Origin of the sequence: Pseudomonas sp. SJZ077, assembly GCF_007993905.1 — a bacterium.
Lineage (GTDB): Bacteria > Pseudomonadota > Gammaproteobacteria > Pseudomonadales > Pseudomonadaceae > Aquipseudomonas > Aquipseudomonas mandelii.
This window is the reverse complement of the sequence record NZ_VIUJ01000001.1, coordinates 70,564-88,044: the sequence shown is the minus strand read 5'-3', so window position 1 is coordinate 88,044 and position 17,481 is coordinate 70,564. Positions and strand designations below refer to the sequence as shown.

The 17,481-nt window shown below is 59.4% G+C and carries 12 protein-coding genes and 1 pseudogene; 4 read left to right on the top strand and 9 right to left on the bottom strand.

The genetic code is table 11. The annotated features are described in order from the left end of the window. Nucleotides 1-4: 4 nt before the first annotated feature. The 5 genes from FBY01_RS00415 to FBY01_RS00395 all read right to left on the bottom strand — a co-directional run bounded on the left by FBY01_RS00415 (nucleotide 5) and on the right by FBY01_RS00395 (nucleotide 4,562). On the bottom strand, nucleotides 5-265 hold the full coding sequence (locus FBY01_RS00415) for a hypothetical protein (protein ID WP_010455820.1): 261 nt from the start codon (nucleotides 263-265) through the stop codon (nucleotides 5-7). Nucleotides 266-376: 111 nt separating this feature from the next. Beyond that, on the bottom strand, nucleotides 377-1,579 hold the full coding sequence (locus tag FBY01_RS00410; RefSeq protein WP_010455816.1) for an NAD(P)/FAD-dependent oxidoreductase: 1,203 nt from the start codon (nucleotides 1,577-1,579) through the stop codon (nucleotides 377-379). A 242-nt stretch (nucleotides 1,580-1,821) separates the two neighbouring features. Then, nucleotides 1,822-2,196: a response regulator transcription factor gene (locus FBY01_RS00405; RefSeq protein ID WP_042933056.1), complete on the bottom strand. Its 375-nt coding sequence runs from the start codon at nucleotides 2,194-2,196 to the stop codon at nucleotides 1,822-1,824. A 102-nt stretch (nucleotides 2,197-2,298) separates the two neighbouring features. Beyond that, nucleotides 2,299-2,949, bottom strand: a complete 651-nt coding sequence (locus tag FBY01_RS00400; protein WP_042932731.1) for a response regulator transcription factor — start codon at nucleotides 2,947-2,949, stop codon at nucleotides 2,299-2,301. Nucleotides 2,950-3,008: 59 nt separating this feature from the next. Further along, on the bottom strand, nucleotides 3,009-4,562 hold the full coding sequence (locus tag FBY01_RS00395; protein WP_224795526.1) for a sensor histidine kinase: 1,554 nt from the start codon (nucleotides 4,560-4,562) through the stop codon (nucleotides 3,009-3,011). Nucleotides 4,563-4,879: 317 nt separating this feature from the next. Between FBY01_RS00395 and FBY01_RS00390 the strand changes: the two genes are divergently transcribed. Next, nucleotides 4,880-5,842 (top strand): LysR family transcriptional regulator, encoded by a 963-nt coding sequence (locus FBY01_RS00390; RefSeq protein ID WP_049870754.1) that lies wholly within the window; start codon nucleotides 4,880-4,882, stop codon nucleotides 5,840-5,842. Nucleotides 5,843-5,869: 27 nt separating this feature from the next. Beyond that, complete coding sequence (locus FBY01_RS00385; protein WP_042932733.1) at nucleotides 5,870-7,315, top strand: mechanosensitive ion channel family protein; 1,446 nt, start codon at nucleotides 5,870-5,872, stop codon at nucleotides 7,313-7,315. Here the strand turns inward: FBY01_RS00385 and FBY01_RS00380 are convergent. Continuing rightward, nucleotides 7,307-8,326, bottom strand: a complete 1,020-nt coding sequence (locus FBY01_RS00380) for a GlxA family transcriptional regulator (RefSeq protein WP_145306271.1) — start codon at nucleotides 8,324-8,326, stop codon at nucleotides 7,307-7,309. The two genes, FBY01_RS00385 and FBY01_RS00380, sit on opposite strands and share 9 nt — an antisense overlap. A gap of 388 nt (nucleotides 8,327-8,714) precedes the next feature. Here FBY01_RS00380 and FBY01_RS00375 point away from each other — a divergent pair, with 388 nt between their 5' ends. Then, on the top strand, nucleotides 8,715-9,902 hold the full coding sequence (locus tag FBY01_RS00375) for a patatin-like phospholipase family protein (protein ID WP_010455805.1): 1,188 nt from the start codon (nucleotides 8,715-8,717) through the stop codon (nucleotides 9,900-9,902). Between the two features lie 89 nt (nucleotides 9,903-9,991). Here the strand turns inward: FBY01_RS00375 and FBY01_RS00370 are convergent, their stop codons facing one another. Continuing rightward, nucleotides 9,992-10,849 carry a hypothetical protein gene (locus FBY01_RS00370; RefSeq protein WP_145306273.1) on the bottom strand — a complete coding sequence of 286 codons (858 nt, stop codon included), beginning with the start codon at nucleotides 10,847-10,849 and terminating at the stop codon, nucleotides 9,992-9,994. 112 nt (nucleotides 10,850-10,961) lie between these two features. Then, the gene (locus FBY01_RS00365) at nucleotides 10,962-11,354 is read right to left on the bottom strand and encodes a response regulator transcription factor (RefSeq protein WP_010455803.1); all 393 of its coding nucleotides are present in this window, start codon (nucleotides 11,352-11,354) and stop codon (nucleotides 10,962-10,964) included. Nucleotides 11,355-11,621: 267 nt separating this feature from the next. Between FBY01_RS00365 and FBY01_RS00360 the strand changes: the two genes are divergently transcribed. After that, nucleotides 11,622-17,093: an AAA family ATPase gene (locus FBY01_RS00360; protein WP_145306275.1), complete on the top strand. Its 5,472-nt coding sequence runs from the start codon at nucleotides 11,622-11,624 to the stop codon at nucleotides 17,091-17,093. A gap of 98 nt (nucleotides 17,094-17,191) precedes the next feature. Here FBY01_RS00360 and FBY01_RS31715 read toward each other — a convergent pair. Continuing rightward, a pseudogene (locus FBY01_RS31715) lies at nucleotides 17,192-17,481 on the bottom strand (hypothetical protein); the annotation flags it as partial.

The following is a 17,481-nucleotide window of genomic DNA, read 5'->3' as shown; positions in this document are numbered from 1 at the left end:
CAGATCAAACGGCGACGCCATAGCCTTGCGCGATCCCGTCGAGGCGCAAGCGGTTGAAAGCCAGCAATCGCATGACGTAACCCAGCTTGATCGCGGTCGGACCGAGAATCGTCATCGCATGGGCGCCTATCAGTTCGGGTAACTTCAGGTAGGCCTCACATCCATACGCCAGGATGATCCCGACCAACAGCATCACCAGCCCGCCGATCAGCAATAGGTGCGACAGCTTCAACACACGGTGCGGATTTTCGAAAAAGTCATACATGTCGGTCAGCCCCTGGTGGATGTCGTGAAGCACAATGAACGCTCGCAGCGTTGTCGTTCGCCGAGTTGCGGCTCGGTCTCCCGAGGCCGCGAGCGGTCATTGTGAAGAGGTTCAGGCCACTGGAATCAACGGATCGGCAGCAGCCAGCGCAGTCGCGCGATCAGCCGCCGGCGGATAAATCCACACGGTGTTGATCTGGGTCTTGAGCTCCTTGGCCTCATGCCCGACCAGTTTCAATTGACGATCCCAGCCTTCGGTGAATACCGCGCCCCAGGCGCCAAGGTCCAGGCAGGTCACGTACTTGGGCTGGCTGTAGGTTATCGGTTCGACGCCCAGCAAATCCGCCGCGACGTTATTGCCGGCATAGCGGCCCAGTGAAATGGCGTGCTGGCAGGACATCCCGGCGAAGTTGCCAAGGGTGTCGGTGGCGGCGTACGCCACGTCACCCGCGGCGAAAACGTCGGCATGGCCCAGCACCTTCAGGTTGCCGTCGACGTGCAGACGGCCTTGCGGGTCGCGAGTGCCCACCACTTGTTCGGTGAGCGGACTGGCGCGAAAGCCGACGGTCCAGATCACGGTGTTGGATTCAATGCGCTGGCCGTCGGCGAGCGTCACGCCGCCGGCATCGACCGACGCGACCGAGCTGTTGAGCACCCATTCGATCCCCAGGTGGTTCGACGCTTCGATGATGGATGGACGAATACCATCGCCCATCGAGGCGGCAATTTGCGGTCCGCGATCCACCACGATGACTCTGATGGAGGCATCGCTACCCAGCGCGGCACGCAAACGGGCGGGCATTTCGGTGGCCGTTTCAATCCCGGTAAAGCCACCACCGGCGACCACCACAGTGTTGCGGGCGGTGCTGTACGGAAGGTTTTTCAGTGACTTGATGTGGGCTTCAAGACGGCTGGCTTCTTCGATCTGGTCGACGTCGAAAGCGTGTTCGATCATGCCTTCAAGCGCTGGACGAATCACGCGGCTGCCAGCGGCGAGCACCAGTCGGTCGTAGCTCAGCGTGCCTTGGGTACCAAACACGTCGCTGTAGGCGACTTGCTTGTTTTCCACATCAATATGATCAGCGCTGCCTTTGACGAATTTCACGCCCACAGCGTCGAACAGGTCGCCGAGCGGCGCCATCATGGTGTGGACATCCGCTTCATAGAAGCGCGGACGGATGCGCAATTCTGCCTGGGGAGCCAAAACGGTGATCTGCACGTCTTTACGGTCATGTTTGTCTAACAGACGGGCAGCGCTCAATGCGCTCCACACACCACCAAACCCTGCGCCGATTACTAAAATGTTCTGTTTCATGGGGTTGCTCCTGAAGACAAAAGTCGATCATTGAAGGGTTTGTCGGTTTAAGCGTGACCGTGATGCGGCTTGATCCAGGTGCGTGGCTTCAATGGAAAACCGCAACACTTAATCCGGCTTGGTTCGCTGTAGGAGATGGTATCGAGGGGGGATGGGCAGGGCACTTCTACATAGGGTAATTTGCGACACGCCTAAGTGTGGGGTGTGTATACCAAGGTATTAAAGCAAGGGAGCGTCGACGCTCAGGCCTTGCGATCGAGGATGTCTTCGAGGCAGGCCATCAGCTCGCCGCAGGGGAAGGGCTTGGGGAAATAAGCGACGGGCTCGGGGGATCTGTCGCTGACCCGGGGCGGCGAGCCTTGGTAGCCGGTGATGAAGATGACCGGCATCCTGATCCCCCTGGCCGATAACTCGTCATACATTTGAATGCCTGACATGCCGGGCATTTGTATATCGGAGATGAGGCAGCCGGTGTCTTGCGTCCCGGTGGCGGCGAGGAACGCTTCGGCGGTGGCATACACCCGCACGGTATAACCGTTGGAGCGCAACAGACTGTCGAGCGCCATGCGCACGGACTCATCATCGTCGACAACGGAAACAACAGCGGTATGGGGCATTTCAATCCCTGGACTGATATCAGGCAGCCCATCAAGGGCGCCCGCCATCAGCGCAAGATACGCCGTCCACCCGGGGGACGTACTATACGTGCGTATAAAACCTTACTGAGAACGATCGACGCCAAGTGCTTGCGCCATTCGTACCAGATCGGCGAAGGAGCGGGCGAACATCTTGCGCATGGCCTGACCACGGTGAATCTTTACCGTGATTTCGCTCAGGCCGATCTCTCCCGCAATCTGTTTGTTCATCAGCCCCGAGGCCGCCAGCGCCATGACGGTTTGCTCGCGCGGTGTGAGTGTCGCGTAGCGGCTGCGCAACTCCTCATTGCCACGTTCGGATTCGCGGCGCAGTTTGTCTCGGGCATGCGCGGCGGAAACGGCATCAATCAAATCCTGCTCGCGGAACGGTTTGGCCAGAAAATCCACGGCGCCTGCCTTCATGGCCCGGACCGTCATGGCGATGTCGCCGTGGCCGGTCATGAAGACGATCGGCACGTTGATATTGGCGGCCACCAACTCATTCTGGAAATCCAGCCCGCTGGTGCCTTGCAGTCGCACATCCAGCACCAGGCAGCTGGGGATGTCGGGGCGGGCGTAGTTCATGAACTCGGTAACCGTGCCAAACAGCGCCACCTGTAATCCGATGGAGCGCAACAGGCTGCCGAGTGCTTCGCGCAGCGGGGCGTCATCATCGACGATATAGACCAGCGGCTCATGGTTCACGACTTTGTTCATAGGGTGATGTTCGTTCATGAGGCATCCATAGAGAGCAGTAATCCTGATTCAAGCGAAATGTTCTGCGTCAAAGCAATTTAGTCCGATTCGCATTGGGAGAGAAGCGGTAGCGCGAATTTGAATGACGCGCCATGCCCGACTGTACTGGTTACCCAGATCCGTCCCCCATGGAAATCGATGATTGAGCGGCAGATGGAAAGCCCCATGCCCAACCCGCGTTCCTTGGTGGTGAAGAACGGGTTGAACAATGAAGACAAAACGTCGGGCGCGATGCCCCAACCCTGGTCCGCCACTTCCACCACGGCCTCATCATCCGTTGCCCACGTGCGCACCTGCAGAAAACGGTCGCCAACCTTGACCCCGTCCATTGCGTGGCAGGCATTGACGACCAGATTGATGATGACTTGCTGCAATTGCACCCGGTCCGCATGCACGTAGTTCGAGTGCTCCGGGAGCTCGACTTTCAAGCTGATCTTGTGCAGGGCCAGCTCATGCTGGACCAGGCCAAGCGTCTGGCTGACGATGTCCTCCAGCGACTCGCGCTGTCGCAGTGGATCGGATTTGCGTGCCAGCGCGATGATTCGGCGGATGACATCGCTGGCGTGGCACGAACTGGCGATGATGCGATCAAGCGATTGCAGGGCTTCGTTCTGATCCGGCACTGGGCGATCAAGCCAGCGCCGACACGCTTCGCCGCTGCTGGTGATCGCCGTCAGTGGCTGGTTCACTTCATGGGCAATGGAAGCAGCAAGCTCACCGAGTGAAGTGACGCGCGTGACATGTGCCAATTGCGCCTGCATGCCGAACAGCGCCGTCTCGGCTTCCTTGCTGGCGGTGATGTCCATCAGCGCGCCAATGTATTCACAACGGTCCTGCTGTTCGAAGAGTGGGCTGGCAATCATATGTACATGCTTGATGCGGCCGTCGGGCATCAGCAGTCGGTGCTGGATTTCGAGCAGCGGCTCATGGCGCGCTGCTTTGGCAAACACCCCCTGCACCAAGGGCAGATCGTCGGGATGAGTCCGCGCCAGAACCATCGCCGCCGTCGGATGTTGGGTCAGGGGGTATTCGAAAATCCGCGCCGATTCGTCGGACCAGCTCATTGCTTCGTCGTCACCGCAGAAACCGACGCTGCCGGTTTGGCTCAAGCGCTGCGCGCCGATCAGGTACAGCTCGTTATGGCGCAGCCGGTCCGCGGCGTGTTTGCTGCGCAGGGCGAGAAAGGTGATTGCCGAGAGCGCCGTCAGGCACCGGAAAAAACCAGTGGTCGACTCCCAGCGTTCATAACCGCCGTTGTAAAAATACGTGGCTGTCAGCAGCACTATGCACATTAGTGCAATGTTGATCACCACGTTAATGGAGAACAGATTGGCCGCCATCAACAACAAGGTGATGTAAAGAATCGTCGGGGCGAAGTCGGATCGGGTTTCGGAGTTGATCACCAGGATGCCGATGACCACCACCAGGCCGACCAGCCAACCCAATGCGTTGATCAGTGGATTGGGACTGATGCTGGAGGCCGCGTCAACGGTCCTCGTGTCGGAGGTGCGCGGCGTGGCGGCGAATAAGTTGAAGAAAAATGGCGACGATTTGCGCGCAGTAGCTGACCTGTTGTTTTTCATCGTGGTCATGCATTCCTGATGTCATGGGGGCGGAGCATGGATGCCTATCGTAAAAGCAATGGTTTCCATCTAATAGGACATAAACCCCTGAAATACCGCCAAGTGCGCGCGCGTAGTCTTCCCGCGCTCCCGCTCATGCCCCCTCCCTATACTCAAGTATCGAACGCTAGACGCATGGATGAATGCGCTGTCCTCAGGTACGACAGACGTTCTGCGGCCACTTGCATAACCTGTTCATACACCGCGCATCGCTGCTCCGATTGCTTGAAGGGGCGAGGTGACACCGCATCCTTTAACCTCAATGACCTGATGGTCGGGCGGTTTCCATGATGAACAGAAATGACCTGCGTCGTGCTGACATCAATCTGCTGGTGGTTTTCGAGTCGATGATGCACGAACGAAATGTCAGTCGTGTCGGCGAGAAGCTGTTTCTGGGCCAACCCACCATCAGCAGCGCCCTGGGGCGTTTGCGCTTGATGTTTGACGACCCGCTGTTCATCCGGTCCGGTCGGGTCATGGAGCCTACCTCCCGTGCGGAAGAGATCTTTTCCAACCTTGCGCCAGCACTGGACGGCATTGCGGCGGCCCTGAGTCGTTGCCAGGCCTTCGATCCGGCGACCAGCGAAGCAACCTTTCATGTCGGTCTCTCGGATGATGTCGAATACGCGCTGCTGCCGACACTGCTGCGCCGCCTGCGGACAGAGGCGCCGAACATGACGCTGGTGGTGCGCCGAGCGGATCACTGGCAGATGCCGCAGCTGTTGACTTCAGGGGACATCTCCCTGGGCATCAGTCACACCCTTGAGCTGCCGGCCAATGCCCGGCGCAAAACGCTGCGCTCGATTCGCCCGATGCTGTTGCGCGCCGATTCGCAGGCCGGTGAATTGGGGTTGGACGAATTCTGCCGACGCCCACATGCCGTGGTGTCGTCGATGGGCAATGTCATTGAAGACGCGGACAGCGCGCTGAGTCACCTGGGCCGTCATCGCAAGGTCGTGTTGACCGTGCCGCAATTCAGCGCGTTGCCGGTGCTCTTGGCCAACAGCGACATGATTGCCATCGTCCCGGACTACATTGCCCGGTCCATGGCCTTGATCGGTGGCCTGAGGGCCGAAGTAGCGCCGCTCGAACTGCCGCAGCAGGAACTTTCAATGGTCTGGCGCGGAGCGACGCACAACGACCCCGCCGAACGCTGGTTGCGCTCGCGCTGCAGCGCGTTTCTGGCTGAGCAGGATGGAACGCTCTGCCGCCCGGCGTCGGCCGAGGCCTTCACTTACGCCGTTGCCTGAGACGATCCAGACTTCCGGGAAGAAATAATGCTCATGTTCTTGCAAGAACACCCGCTGATTATCGGTGCCGTCCTGATGCTGCTGGACTTGTCACTGTGGCACTGCCTGGACGCCACCCAACCTGTGTTGCGGATCTGTTCACGAATGGTGTTGTTTGTGGCGTTCTCTTGGGTATTGATGGCAGCCGGCATCAGCCCGTTGCAGCCACCGCTGTGGCCTGACGACGCCATTCTGAATCTGGCGGCGACCGTTCTGGGCATCGCCTGGTGGCTGTTTGCGGCCAGGACGTTGACGGTGGTTCTGGGCAATGGCCTGACCTCGCGCGAAGGGCACACCGCACGCTTGTTGCATGACGTGATGGGGGCTGGCGTTTTCCTGATCGCCATCGTCGGCGCTGCGGCGTATGTCTTGCAGTTGCCGGTCAAAGGGTTGCTGGCGACTTCCGGGGCGATGGCGATCATTGTCGGCCTTGCGTTGCAGAGCACCTTGAGTGATGTGTTTTCCGGCATTGTGCTCAACACCACCAAGCCATACGACCTGGACGACTGGATTTCCATCGACGGCATTGAAGGCAAAGTGGTGGAAATTGACTGGCGTTCCACCCACCTGCTGACCGATCTGGGCAGTATGGCCGTCGTGCCCAACTCACTGGCGGCGAAAACCAAAATCCTCAATTTCAGCCGTCCCGGCAATGTGCACGGGGTCGTTGTGATCATCGCGATTCCCAGTCATGTGCGCCCACGGCGGGCCATGGACGCGCTGGAAAAAGCCTTGCAGGGCACCCGCGCCTTGCTCCCCGGATTCAAGCCGAAAGTGTCGGTGAAAAGCTCACACCTGGAATACAACGAATACGAACTCAAAGGCTTTATCGAATCGATTTCGCACAAGACCGAAGTGCGCAACCTGATGTTCGACCTCGCGCATCGGCACCTCGAAGCGGCGGGGGTGACGTGGCTTTCAGAACCGGCCGTTCAGGCATGGAGCCGGCCGCGACGCTTGCTGGAAGACGTGAGAGTGTTCCGGTCGTTGAGCATGGAAGACCGTGACCGACTCGCCGACCACATGACGGCCGTGGACTATCAGGCCGATCAAGTGATTCTTGCGTTCGAAGAAATCGCCGACTGCCTCATGCTCATCAGTACCGGCGTGATCTCAGCGTCGATCCATGATGGCGAGCGTTTCATCGAAGCCGGACGCCTGGGCCCGGGCGAAGTCATGGGCGAGGAGGGCATCCTCGCGCAAGGACGCTCAAGAGCGGAATTTCGCAGCCTCACCAGCGGGCGTCTGTTCCGTATCGAGAAGGCCATGCTCGGCTCGCAATTGGAACACCACAGTGATCTGCAGCTCGCGCTGGATAATTTGCAGCACCAGCGCGAGGAGATTCGTGAGTCGGTGGTTGCGAAAAAAACGCCGCACATCAAGCGCAGCGGCTTACTCGGCTGGCTGCAGAAAAAACGCCTGCCGTCAGCGTGAGAAGCGGCTGCGGTATTCCCGAGGCGAAATCGAGAGGTGGCGGTGGAAGGTGTAGCGCATGCGCTCCTCATCGCCGAAACCGCACAACTGCGCGATCTGGTCGATGTTGCGCTGAGAGTCTTCGAGCATCCGCCGTGCAGCTTCCATGCGAAACAGCTCAAGTGCCTTCGCTGGTGTCCGTCCCACCTTGCGTTTGTAGACGCGGGAGAAGTTGCGCGGACTCATCTGGGCTTGTCGAGCCAGTGCTTCAACCGTCAGGCTGGCATCGCTGAGGTTCGCGCTGATCCACAGGTGCAAATCGTCGAAGCCGGCGCTGTCGTCCGTTTGTGATTGCAGCAGTTGGCTGAACTGCGCCTGACCACCGGGGCGCTTGAGAAATACCACCAGTTCCCGAGCCACCTGCAACGCGACCTCACGACCGCAATCGGCCTCGACCAACGCCAGCGCCATGTCGATGCCGGTGGTGACCCCTGCCGATGTCCAGACAGTTCCTTGCTGGACAAAAATCGCATCGATGTCGACATCAATCGTCGGGAAACCGCTCTTGAGCATGTCGCACATTGCCCAGTGCGTGGCGGCCCGCAAGCCTTCAAGTAGCCCTGCCTGGGCGAGCAGAAATGTGCCGCTGCACACCGAGGCCGTGCGTTTGGCCTTGACCGACGCCTCGCGCAACCAATTCACCAGGTCGACGCTGTCAATCATGGCCTGACGGATGTTCGGCGCTCCGGGCACGATCAGCGTATCGATCGCCATCCCGTTGAGTGACTGCAGGGCTGTGGTGTGGACCGACAGGCCTTCGGCGGTAGCGATCAATCCACCGTCGTGGCTTGCCGTGTGCAGCGAGTAGCCTGGCAGACCGCGTTCGGCCATGGCTTTGGAGGCGGCCCAGAACACGGTTTGCGCGCCGGTCAGGTCAAGCAAGCCCATCTGGGGGTAAGCCAGGAACACCAGGCTGCGCGGCTGAGAGAGTGATTCATGGAGCGGGGCGGTGTCGTGAACAATGGAATTCATGGCTGCGTCGAGACTCGGTTATCGCTGTTATTGGCGATGAAGGGGTTTGACTGGCGCGACTGAAATAAGCCGGTATTGAAAACCTGTCAAGTTTTCGCGATCACTCAATCTGCGAATGGTTATACGCAGGAGCAGGCCCCGTTTTCCTGGCCGTAATTCAGGGTTATATGTCATATCGAATAACGGTGCCAATCGATAATATTTCCTGTTAGTCGACGATTCGTAACCGAATTCACTAAGCGACTAAGAACTAAAAAGATATCGCCCAAAACCTGTCTGGCTGTTTCTTTTCAGGGTTGGCAAAAACTGACGTTTGTTATGTAGAGCGCTGTCTTCACCAGGGCGCTCTCCCTGAATTTCCCCAGCATTCGCCAAGAGATCCGTTGTCATGGTCGATCAGTCACTACGCCTGAAATTTCGCCAGCCTTTGCTGGTGATCATGATCACTTTCGAATTGATGTTGAGCGGCTGCGGCTCGCTCCGCCGCCCGATGATTGATACGGTTTCCACCCCGCAGCCGACTCGCGAATTCGCGTCGTTGAATCGCTTCCGTTTTGTGGCCGATAACGCGCAGCAATCCATGGCGTTCATGCAAGCCTGGGAGGCGGATCGCAAAAAGGCCGGGAGAACGAGCATCACTGCGCTGGCGATCTCCGGGGGAGGGGCCAATGGCGCGTTTGGCGCTGGGGTTCTGGTGGGCTGGAGTCGCAGTGGCACCCGCCCTGATTTCGATCTCGTGACCGGCGTCAGCACCGGTGCGTTGATCGCGCCACTGGCCTTTGCCGGGAAATACTGGGACCCGCGCCTGATTCGGGGTTACCGCAATGTCGGTGCGACGCAATTGACCGAGCGCGGCCTGGGCATGCTGGCGCGACCCTCGCTTTACAGTGGTGAACCGCTTGCAGCGATCATTGAGCACTACACCAGTGCGGCGTTGTTGCACGCCGTGGCGGATCAGCACCGTCTGGGTCGCCGTCTGCTGGTGGCGACCACCAACCTCGATACCCAGGAAACGCACATCTGGGACATGGGGGCCATTGCGCTGTCCGCTCAAGAACCCGGAAACGAACACCAGGCGCTGGCGCTGTTTCGCACGATCATGACCGCTTCAGCCAGCGTCCCGGGGATTTTTCCGCCGATACCGATTGCTGATGGTAATACCTCGGAGATCCATGCCGATGGCGGAGTCAATGTGCCTTTCCTGCTGTTGCCGGAAGCGTTGGTGCAGTGGCAGATCAATCAGCCGAGCCTGATGCCGGGCAAGATTTTCATCATCATCAACGCGCCGATGGCGCCCCGTAACAATCAATTGAGTGGCGGTGCCGTCGCTATCATGGGGCGTTCGTTCGACTCGCTGAGCCGCGCCAACCTGCGCATGCACGTTGCGATGGCCACGGCGTTTGCCCATCGCCATCACGTACAGCTCCGGTATGCGGCGCTGCCATCCGATCTGGATACAGATCCACTGGATTTCGAGGCCGCGCGCATGGCCGGTCTGTTCGACTTGGGTGTCGCCCGTTATACCGACCTGACACAAGGCCTCAGCGACGCCCCTCTGGCTGAAAGCGTGCCCTGAGCATCGAAGCTCATAAGATCAATGGTTGGGGACTTTGTCCGATAAATGAGAACGCCGCCCGATGAGGCGGCGTTTTCGTTATCTCTGGCTCAGGCGATCAGCGATTGGAGTTTCTTCAAGATCTGCGTGGAGGGATCGCCGTATTTGGCTTGGCTGGATTGCCGGGTATCCGGCTCGGTCACCACCCCCGCCAGAATTTCAGCCAGGTTGTGAAAGTGTCCGCTTTTCTTTTCCACTGGGTCTGCGCCAGTGTTGTGACCCAGGTTCAAGGCGGCTTCCAGAGACAGGCGTTGTGACAGCCATTCGGGCGTGGCCTTTTCTTCCGGGCTCATGTTATTCATAAAATCCAGTGCCGCCCGGGCGCGACCAAAAGGGTCGTTGGCAAACGGATCTTTCCAGTTTTGCTGTTGGTCCGCCGGGCCACTGTAATAGCCGGTGGCAAGCCGTCCCTGCTGACGCATCAAGGCTTGTGCCGAGGCCTGTTCCTGCGCCGTGAAAATCCCGCCTTCATTGGTGGCCACTGCGTTCAGCGAACGGCGATCCAGATCACCCATCAGGCCATTACGGTCCTCATCGCTGCCGGTGTACGGTTTGCCGCTGGCGTTCATCTGGGCGTATTTCTCATCCATGCGCTTGCGAGCATCGGTGGCCACTTGCTCAAACGTCTTGTCCTTCGAACTCGAGACCGCGCCCGGCTTGGAGGCGCCTAACACCAGGGCATCGGCATTCATGCCCTCGCGCACGGGGAAATACGGCGCATTGCCTGCGATCGATTTGCTGTAGTCGGTAGAGGTGCTGGAGAGACTCACCGAATCGGCCTCTTTCGCTTTGACCGGTGGCGCCTCGTCCTGGGCCATGCGCTGCTGAGCTTCAGTGGCGGATTGAGTGTCGACGGCAGTCGTGTAGGCAGACATCGCACTTTTCGATGCGGTGGAACCGATTAACATTGGTCTTCCTTGGCGAGTGAGTCGCGGCGTCAGGCAGGAATGGAAGATGCGTTGTCCGTGAATACATCATCTTTCGGACAGCGTCGCCATCATCCATAGGTTTAGTCGGCCCTCAATGCCGCTGGAGCAGGGCGGCTTCGATGCAGCTCAGCAGTCTGTCGGCGTCACAGGGTTTGGACAGGCAGGCGATCAGCTCTGGATTGTGGGCACTCAGGGCGGGCGCCGCACCAGGGTAGGCGGTAATGAGAATCGTGGGGATGTGAAAGCCCATCGAGACCAGCCGCTCACACATCTCGACACCGCTCATTCCCGGCATTTGAATATCGGACACCAGGCAATGGGTTTCAGCCGACACGTTTGCGTCGAGAAACGCCAAGGCGCTGCTGTAGGTTCGGGTCTGATAACCGCCGGACCTTAACAGGCTTTGCAGGGCACTCCGTACGGAGTCGTCATCGTCGACAATCGCAATAATTGCTGTCGTACGGATGGCAGTGGTTTGCGTCATTGGGTTTTCTCGTGACAGCACTTGTCGTCACTACAAGATACGCAGTCCAGATGGGGGGGAAAGTATACCTATGTATGACTGACTAACCTTTAGGTGTTGATGCCGCAGCCGCCGTTCAGTGCCATCTTGCGCAGTACTCAGACCCTTGGCAGCCCCGGAAGCCACGTCCGTGCGATGGTGCCGGCAACTGGAATTCATTGGACGATCAGTCGACAGATTAAAGCAGCAGGCCATACTGCGGCATGTCCAACTCCAATGGATTCCAGAATGCAAATACTGTGGGACGATGGTGAGCGCACGTTCAGTCGGGAGCGACGCTGCCAGGGCGGCAGTGATCGCACGGTTCTCCTGGCGCGAGCGGCAGCGGAGCAACCGCATCCAGCCTGCCTGGGCCGCATCGTGCATGAGTTCGGCCTGAAGGACGAACTGGACGAGAGTTGGGCGCTCAGGCCCCTCGAACTGGTGCGCGAAGCCGGCCAGATGCACTTGGTGCTTGAGGATGTCGGCGGTGACCCGCTGGTGCAGCTGCTTGCCGCGCCCATGCAAACGTCGCCGTTCTTGCAGCACGCCATCAGCATTGCGGTGGCGTTGGGCAAGCTCCATCAGCGCGGGCTTGTTCACAAAGACATCAAGCCCAGCCATATCCTGGTGAACTGTGCCGACGGGCAAGCGCGCCTGACCGGATTCGGATTGACCTCGCGGTTACCGCGCGAGCGGCAGGCGCCCGAAACCATGGCGGGAACACTCGCTTACATGGCACCGGAGCAGACCGGCCGGATGAATCGCTCGATCGATTCGCGCAGCGACCTGTATTCCTTTGGCATCACGCTTTACCAGATGTTGACCGGCTCGCTGCCATTCACGGCGACCGATCCGATGGAATGGGTGCATTGCCATATCGCCAAAAAACCGGTGGCGCCTGGTTTGCGCGTTGAAACCATACCGCCAGTGATCTCCGATATCGTCATGAAGCTGCTCGCCAAGACCGCCGAGGAGCGCTATCAGACCGCGTCCAGCGTGGAACATGATTTGCGCCAGTGCCTGGCGGATTGGGAGCGCCTGGGCACCATCAACGCCTTCGCGTTGAGCGAGCATGGCACCTCGGAACGCCTGCTGATCCCCGAAAAACTGTACGGTCGCGAGCAAGAGGTCGACACACTGATTGCCGCATTCGGTCGGATCGTTGCCAACGGCGCGCCGGAACTGGTGTTGGTCACCGGGTATTCGGGCATCGGCAAGTCTTCGGTGGTCAACGAACTGCACAAAGTGTTAGTGCCGCCACGCGGAATATTCGTGTCCGGCAAGTTCGATCAGTATCGCCGTGATGTTCCCTATGCAACGTTGGTGCAGGCTTTTCAAAGCCTGGTGCGTACGCTATTGGGCAAGAGTGACGCCGAACTGGCGGACTGGCGTGAGAAGTTGCATAAGGCACTGGAGGCCAATGCACGGCTCATGACCGATCTCATTCCGGAGCTGAAACTGGTCATCGGCGAACCGCCACCGGTCCCCACGCTCGATCCGCAACAGGCGCAACGGCGTTTCCTGGTGGTGTTCCGCAACTTCATCGGCGTTTTCGCCCGGGCCGAACATCCGCTGGCATTGTTTCTTGATGATCTGCAATGGCTCGACGTCGCCACGCTCGACCTGTTGGAGGATCTGCTCACCAGCGCCGACATGCGACATCTGTTGCTGGTTGGGGCTTATCGCAGCAATGAGGTGGATGTCACGCATCCACTGACGACCAAGCTCAAGTCCATCCGCAAGGCTGGGGGCCGGGTCCATGAGATCATGCTGGCACCGCTCGCCAGGACCCACATTGAGCAGTTGATTGCCGAGACCCTTCACGAAGAGATCGTGCGAGTCGAACCTTTGGCGCAGCTGATCGAGGACAAGACCGCCGGCAATCCTTTTTTCGTGATTCAGTTTCTGCAGGCACTCGCCGAAGCGCAGTTGCTGACCTTCGATCATGGCGCACGCCGCTGGTGCTGGGACCCCAATCGCATCCACGCCATGGGCTACACAGACAACGTTGTAGACCTGATGGTCGCTAAACTCGCCCGACTGCCTGCCGAGACACAGCGGGCGCTGCAGCATCTGGCGTGCCTGGGCAACGTCGCTGCAATCGCTACGCTTTCCCTGGCACTGGGCCTGTCGAAGTCACAGTTGCGTGCGGTGATGTGGGAGGCGATCCGACTGGAACTGGTCGAGCGCCTGGACGGGGCGTTCGGTTTCGTCCACGACCGCATCCATGAGGCGGCGTATTCGCTGATCCCCGTCGAACTGCGCCCCCACACGCACCTGCGAATAGGGCGGTTACTGGCCGCACAAACGCCGGTGTCAGTGTTGGATGAGGCGATCTTTGACATCGTGGGTCAACTCAATCAAGGCGCGGCACTGCTCACCGACACCAGTGAAAAGGAACAACTGGCCGAGTTCAACCTGATCGCCGGCCAGCGCGCGAAGGCATCTAGCGCCTATGCGTCAGCGCTCAACTACCTCACCACCGGCGTCCAGTTGCTGGACGACGAGTGTTGGGTGCGCCGCCACACGTTGCGCTTTGAAATGGAGTTGAACCGGGCCGAGTGCGAGTTCCTGACCGGGCAACTGGCCGTCGCGGACACTCGCCTGACGACACTGTCGGCACACGCGACGACGACGGTCGAACGAGCCAATGTCGCTTGCTTGCAGATGGACGTCTACTTGCTTCTGGACCGCAGCGACGGCGCCGTGGCGGTCTGCCTCGCTTACCTGCGGCATGTGGGCATCGAGTGGTCTGCCCATCCGAGCGACGATGAAGTGCGCGAAGAATATGACCACATCTGGTCGTTGCTGGGCAGCCGACAGATCGAGGAACTCATCGACCTGCCGTTGATGGACGATGCGGCGTCACTGATGACCGTCAACACACTGGGCAAGCTCTTTGCACCCGCCTTGCAGACGGACGCGAACCTGGCTTGCCTGCTGATTTGCAAAGCGGTCAGTCTCAGCCTCGAACGGGGTAACTGCGACGCCTCATGTGTGCTTTATGCCAACGTCTTCAGAGTGGCCGGAAGGCGCTTCGGTGACTACCAGGCGGGGTTCCGGTTTGGGCAACTCGGCTGTGATCTTGTGGAGCAACGCGGCCTTAAGCGATTCGAGGCCAGCACCTATTTATGCTTCTCGAGTTTTGCCGTCCGCTGGATGAAACCCGTAGAGCAATGTCGCGACCTGCTGCATCGGGCCTTTGTCGCGGCGAACCGCATAGGCGACCTTCCATACGGCGCTTATGCAGGCAATTGCCTCACCTCCGATTCACTGTTCGCCGGGGATTCGCTTCCCGAGCTCCAGGCCGAAGCCGAACGGGGGCTGGCGTACGCGAGGAAAGTCCGTTTTGGTCTGGTCATTGATTTCATGGTGACGCAGCTTGCCCTGATCCGAATGCTCCGAGGCCTGACGCCTGCCTTCGGTTGCTTCGACGACGGACAGTTCGAGGAACGCGAGACCGAAGCCCATCTGTCCAGCAGTCCGGACCTGGCATTGGCCGCTTGTTGGTACTGGGTTCGTAAACTGCAAGCGCACTACATGGCCGACGAAATCGAGGCGGCAATGTCCGCTTCCGCCAAGGCGCGGCAGTTGCTCTGGACGTCCTACTCGTTTTTCGAGGAAGCCGAGTATCACTTCTACGACGCGCTGGCCCGGGCCGCCTCGTGTGATGGCGTTTCGGGTGAACAACGCGCGCAGCACCTGCTCGCCATGCAGGCCGATCATGCGCAGCTGCAGACGTGGGAGCAGCAATGTCCTGAGAATTTCGCGAGCCGGGCCGCACTGGTCGGTGCCGAAATCGCACGACTGCAAGGGCGCCTCATTGAGGCCGAGCTGCTGTACGAGCAGGCGATCAAAACGGCGCAGGAAAGCGGTTTCATCCACATCGAAGCGTTGGCCAACGAACTTGCCTCACGCTTCTACGCGGCCCGCGGTCTTGGCAAGATTGCCCGTGTCTATTTGCAGGATGCCCGGTATGGCTACTTGCGTTGGGGCAGCGATGGCAAGGTGCGTCAGCTTGAAGCCAAGTATCCGTCGCTCAGGACTGAAGAACACGCGCCTGGCGCGATAACGACCATGGCCACGCCGGTCGAGCACCTTGACCTCGCCACCGTTCTCAAGGTGTCGCAGGCCGTGTCGAGTGAAATCGTGCTGGAGAAACTGATTGATACGGTGATGCGCACGGCGATTGAATTGGCGGGTGCCGAGCGCGGCCTGTTGATTCTGTGCAAGGGCGCCGAGTACCGCATCGCCGCGCAGGTGACCGCCGGTGACAGCGCCGCGCAACTGCGCGATGCGCCGGTCAGCATGGAACTGATGCCCGAATCCGTGTTGAACCATGTCATGCGCACCCGGGAAAGTGTGTTTCTGGACGATGCCGTGACGCAGTCGCCCTTCGCCGCAGACGCTTATATTCGTCAGCATCGCACCCGTTCTGTTCTGTGCTTGCCGTTGATGAACCAGGCCAATCTGGTCGGCGCGCTCTACCTCGAAAACAATCTGAGCGTGCGGGTGTTCAGTCCGGACCGCGTCGCGATTCTCAAACTGGTGGCGTCGCAGGCGGCCATTTCACTGGAAAACGCCCGTTTGTACCGCGAGGTCGGGGAGCGCGAAGCGAAGATCCGGCGCCTCGTTGATGCCAACATTATCGGGATCGTCGTGTGGAACGCCGACGGCGACATTCTGGAAACCAATGACGCTTTTCTCAGCATGCTGGGTTACGCCCGGGAGGATCTGGACAAGGGCCTTTTGAGTTGGCGTGACCTGACGGTCCCGGAGTTTCGCGACAACAGCGAACGCTCGATGGTGATGGCGGTGCAAACCGGACATGCCCAGCCTTTCGAAAAGGAATACTTCAAAAAGGACGGCAGTCGCCTGCCGGTTATCGTGGGCCTGGCCATGATCGAACCTGGCAGCACGGAAGGGGTCGCTTTTGTGCTGGATCTCACCGAGCGCAAGGAGGCGGAAGAAAAAATCCGTGACAGCGAACGTCGATATCGCGAGGTTCAGACGGAGTTGGCCCATGCAAACCGCGTGGCGACCATGGGCCAGTTGGTGGCGTCCATCGCTCATGAAGTCAATCAACCCATTGCCGCCGCCATCCTTAACGCCAATGCGGCGAAACGCTGGCTCAACGCCCAGCCCCCTGAACTCGTCGAGGTTCGTCAGGTACTCGACAGCCTCATCAAGGATGCCAATCGCGCGGCTGATGTGCTGGGACGAATCCGCGGTCATATTCGCAAGGCGCCGCAGCCCAAGGGGCCAGTCGATATTCATTCGGCAGTCGGCGAAATGATCGAGTTCACCCGGGGCCAGATGATGAAAAACGGGGTGTTGTTGGACACTCGACTCATGGACGGGTTGCCATCCATTGAGGGGGATCGGGTAGAGCTGCAACAGGTTCTGCTCAACTTGATCATGAATGCGTTGGAAGCCATGAGTAGCAACCCTGAAGGCGAACGTCGACTGTTGATCAGCGCAGGTGAGGGCGACTCAGGCTACTTGCTGATCAGCGTCAGCGATTCGGGCCCCGGGTTTGAGGCAGAAACCGCTGAGCGGATCTTCACCTCGTTTTACACCACCAAGCCTGCGGGTCTGGGGATGGGCTTGTCGATCTGTCGCTCGATCATCGAGGCCCATGGTGGCCGGTTGTGGGCAAGCGCTCATCAACCTTGCGGGGCCACGGTCCAATTCACGCTGCCTGTTGCGACGGATTGAACCTGACACCGCTCGCATTCGCCGTGTTACGCCCGGAATGTTTACGCTTCTGGGCGTAACCGTAGCGGCGAAATGAGTCCTCGCCCCCGCGACAGCTGTCAGTCCATGGAAAAGTGGGCATTGATATCCATCCCGCCGTTGTATGCATTGCCAACATCGGCAACACGGCGCTCGATCAGGCGATCCGATCCGCCTTCGGCAACCCTGCGACGCTCGATCAGGCGATCCGATCCACCTTCGGCAACACTGCGGCGCTCGATCAGGCGATCCGATCCACCTTCGGCAACACTGCGGCGCTCGATCAGGCGATCCGATCCGCCTTCGGCAACCCTGCGACGCTCGATCAGGCGATCCGATCCACCTTCGGCAACACTGCGGCGCTCGATGA

What these genes read in the sequence shown, in the direction of transcription:
- FBY01_RS00385 (WP_042932733.1), top strand. Translation starts at nt 5,870, where the DNA reads ATGCTCATGTTCTTGCAAGAACACCCGCTGATTATCGGTGCCGTCCTG.
- FBY01_RS00405 (WP_042933056.1), bottom strand. Translation starts at nt 2,196, where the DNA reads ATGCCCCATACCGCTGTTGTTTCCGTTGTCGACGATGATGAGTCCGTG.
- FBY01_RS00400 (WP_042932731.1), bottom strand. Translation starts at nt 2,949, where the DNA reads ATGAACGAACATCACCCTATGAACAAAGTCGTGAACCATGAGCCGCTG.
- FBY01_RS00370 (WP_145306273.1), bottom strand. Translation starts at nt 10,849, where the DNA reads ATGTTAATCGGTTCCACCGCATCGAAAAGTGCGATGTCTGCCTACACG.
- FBY01_RS00365 (WP_010455803.1), bottom strand. Translation starts at nt 11,354, where the DNA reads ATGACGCAAACCACTGCCATCCGTACGACAGCAATTATTGCGATTGTC.
- FBY01_RS00410 (WP_010455816.1), bottom strand. Translation starts at nt 1,579, where the DNA reads ATGAAACAGAACATTTTAGTAATCGGCGCAGGGTTTGGTGGTGTGTGG.
- FBY01_RS00360 (WP_145306275.1), top strand. Translation starts at nt 11,622, where the DNA reads ATGCAAATACTGTGGGACGATGGTGAGCGCACGTTCAGTCGGGAGCGA.
- FBY01_RS00415 (WP_010455820.1), bottom strand. Translation starts at nt 265, where the DNA reads ATGTATGACTTTTTCGAAAATCCGCACCGTGTGTTGAAGCTGTCGCAC.
- FBY01_RS00395 (WP_224795526.1), bottom strand. Translation starts at nt 4,562, where the DNA reads ATGACCACGATGAAAAACAACAGGTCAGCTACTGCGCGCAAATCGTCG.
- FBY01_RS00375 (WP_010455805.1), top strand. Translation starts at nt 8,715, where the DNA reads ATGGTCGATCAGTCACTACGCCTGAAATTTCGCCAGCCTTTGCTGGTG.
- FBY01_RS00380 (WP_145306271.1), bottom strand. Translation starts at nt 8,326, where the DNA reads ATGAATTCCATTGTTCACGACACCGCCCCGCTCCATGAATCACTCTCT.
- FBY01_RS00390 (WP_049870754.1), top strand. Translation starts at nt 4,880, where the DNA reads ATGATGAACAGAAATGACCTGCGTCGTGCTGACATCAATCTGCTGGTG.